The following is a 2619-nucleotide window of genomic DNA, read 5'->3' on the forward strand; positions in this document are numbered from 1 at the left end:
GCTTTGCCTGGACCATCGCCAAGGACGAACCGCACCCGCTGTCCGCGCCATTTACGCTGGACCGGTTCTATCGGGGCTACGTCATCGATGACAAGGGACAAGGCCCGACGCCAAGGTTGCACTAAGACCTGCGATTATCTCTCCCCTTGTGGGAGGGAAAGCGATTTCAGCATCTTGGCTCTTGCTAAGCGCTAGAAATCGAAAAGTGAGGGGATAGGCACGGCTCATTCAAAGAAAATCCTATCTCCCCCACAAGGGCAAGATAGGCGGCTGCGCGCCGGTTCTTAAAATGCCGCACCAGCTACTTCATCAGGCTGAATTTTTACTTGATGAGTTAACTTGCTTGCCGCTCAGCTCGAAGCCGCAGCACTTCGCGAATCTCGGCAATATCCGACAGCATGTCTTCGATATTGGAATTGTCGTGATGACGGGGTGTGAGCACCAAATCGGCGTGCGCGTAAAGGAATTGGGCAACCGCGATCTGGTCCGCGGCAGCTTGCAATGCCGCGTCGGCTTCGATCATATCTGGCTCGACCTCGTCGATAGCCATCGTCCGGGTCTGCGCGCGCCTGATGGCAGCGCCAAGACGAGATTGCGATGCTGCGGCGGGTGAAGGTTCCCTGTCTTCGGCAAGCTTGGTGCGCTTGCCGCCGGAAGGCGGCGCCGGATCAACCGGCGCATCATCCTCGACAAAGGTCAAAGGGCGATTGCCGGCGCGGAAACTTTCAATCATTCCGAGCAAAACGGCGATGCCAAGGCCGGTCAGCAGGCCACCGAGCAGACCGGCAATGGCCACGAGCTTGCGCGAGCCGCCGGTGCTCTCAAGCGCAGGACGCGCCGGCGAAATCACGCGTATATTGGTGGTGTTCATACCTTCGAGCTGGCTGGTCTCTTTAGCACGCAACAGGAAAGCCTCGTAGACTTCGCGCTTGGCAGTGGCTTCGCGCTCCAGCTCGCGCAGCTTGACCATGTCTTCGTTGGTGCTGGCCGTACGGGCCTTGAGCTGCGCCAGTCGCGCCGCCAGATCCTGTTCGAGCTGCACCGAGCGCTTCAGCTCGACCTTGACCGAAGAGGCGATCCGGTTCAACTCGTTGCGAATTTCACTGCGAATGCCATCGACCTGCGATTGCGCCTGGATAAGTTGCGGATGGCGCGGACCGAGTTTGGTGGCAAGGCCATCTGCCTGCTGTTTCAACGCGCCATATTGCGAACGCAGGGCGACGATGACGCCGGAGCGGAATTCCTCCGGCAGCGTATTGCCGCCGAGAACACCTTCCACCGAGGCACTTCGGATAGACGCGGCCTGGGCGTTGAGGCGGATCGTCTGGTTGCGTGCGGCGGTAAGCTCGTCATTGGTGCGGGAGATTTCATCGTCGCTGATAAGACGACCCTGCACATCGACCAGGTCATTTTCGGCCTTGAATTTCTGTACGGCATTTTCGGCTTCTTCGACGCCGGTGCGCAGATCATTGAGCCGCGCCGTCAGCGATTGGGTGGCCTGTCGGGCGGTATCGGACTGGATATTGCCCTGCTCTTCGCGAAATACATCCGATACGGTATTGGCAATGAGAGCCGATTTTTCCGGATCGCGCGATTTGACCGTGATGTTGAAGATAAAATTCTTGGCGCTGCGCTCGACCTTCAGATGATTGTATAGATTGCGCAGGAGCAGCGTTTCGCGGGTCGTCGCGTCCGGGGTGCTGTCGGTCGAAAACAGGTCTCGCAGTGAGGCGAGTAGTCCCTTGTCGCTCAGATCGCCATTGAATTCGCGATCCTTGGCAAGGCCGGTCCGGTCGATGACCTTGGTCAGGACGCTGCTTGACTGTATGAGGCGCAGCTGGCTTTCGGCAATCGCGAGCGAGGCATCAACAGGCAGCTGGCTAGAAGAGATTTCCTTGTCAACGATCTTAAGATCGCGCGGATCAACCAGCACCTCGACCGTCGATGCATAGAGCTTCGGCAGGGTCATGGCATAACCGACACCAAGCAGGGTGCCTATGATCGTCGTCGCGATGATGAGTGACTTGGACCGGCCAACGCGATTGATCACCACGCGGGGGTCGACAAGCGGCTTCCATTCGTCGGTTTGTGCCTCAGTCTGCCGTACATCGATGCGGCGCGGTTGAGGTTTGCTTTCGGGAGCTTTAGCAAGAACTGACTCAGGCTCTGCCGGTTCAGGAATGTTCGGTGCCTTCGCCGTCACCGGCTCCGGTTCGTCAACCGGTGGCTCAGGAATGCTTCGCAAAGGTATAACATGCTCGGCAGCATCAACGCGCCGGTTGAGCTCGGCCTTGATAGCGGCCATGTCGGCGCGCATGCGGTCAATTGCTTCCTGCTCAGCCTCTTCGGGTGTCTGCCCAGCGCGACTATCGCCCGATAAAGGTTGGGATATCTCGCTGCCTGCCGCGAGGCGCAGGGCGCGCATGCGATGATAATGATCGAGATTGTCTTCGTCGCGTATGGGCGTCGTGACGGGTTCGGGGTCGACATGGGTCTCTCCCGCCGGTTCCGGCTGACTGGCAAACGAGAGAAGCGAGCGCCGCGGCCGCTTTGCCGTCTCGTTTTCACGATTGTTCATCCGTCCTTAAACTCCAAAACCGCCGGCCAGCGCGATTCAAT

Annotated in this window: 1 protein-coding gene; it reads right to left on the reverse strand. The window is 58.8% G+C overall.

What is annotated here, in order from left to right; all coding sequences use genetic code 11:
• Positions 1–334 precede the first annotated feature (334 nt).
• Positions 335–2578 carry a GumC family protein gene (locus AAAC48_RS18675; RefSeq protein ID WP_340655625.1) on the reverse strand — a complete coding sequence of 748 codons (2244 nt, stop codon included), beginning with the start codon at positions 2576–2578 and terminating at the stop codon, positions 335–337.
• Between the last annotated feature and the right edge of the window lie 41 nt (positions 2579–2619).

It is taken from the genome of Phyllobacterium sp. (assembly GCF_037994405.1).
Taxonomy (GTDB): domain Bacteria; phylum Pseudomonadota; class Alphaproteobacteria; order Rhizobiales; family Rhizobiaceae; genus Phyllobacterium.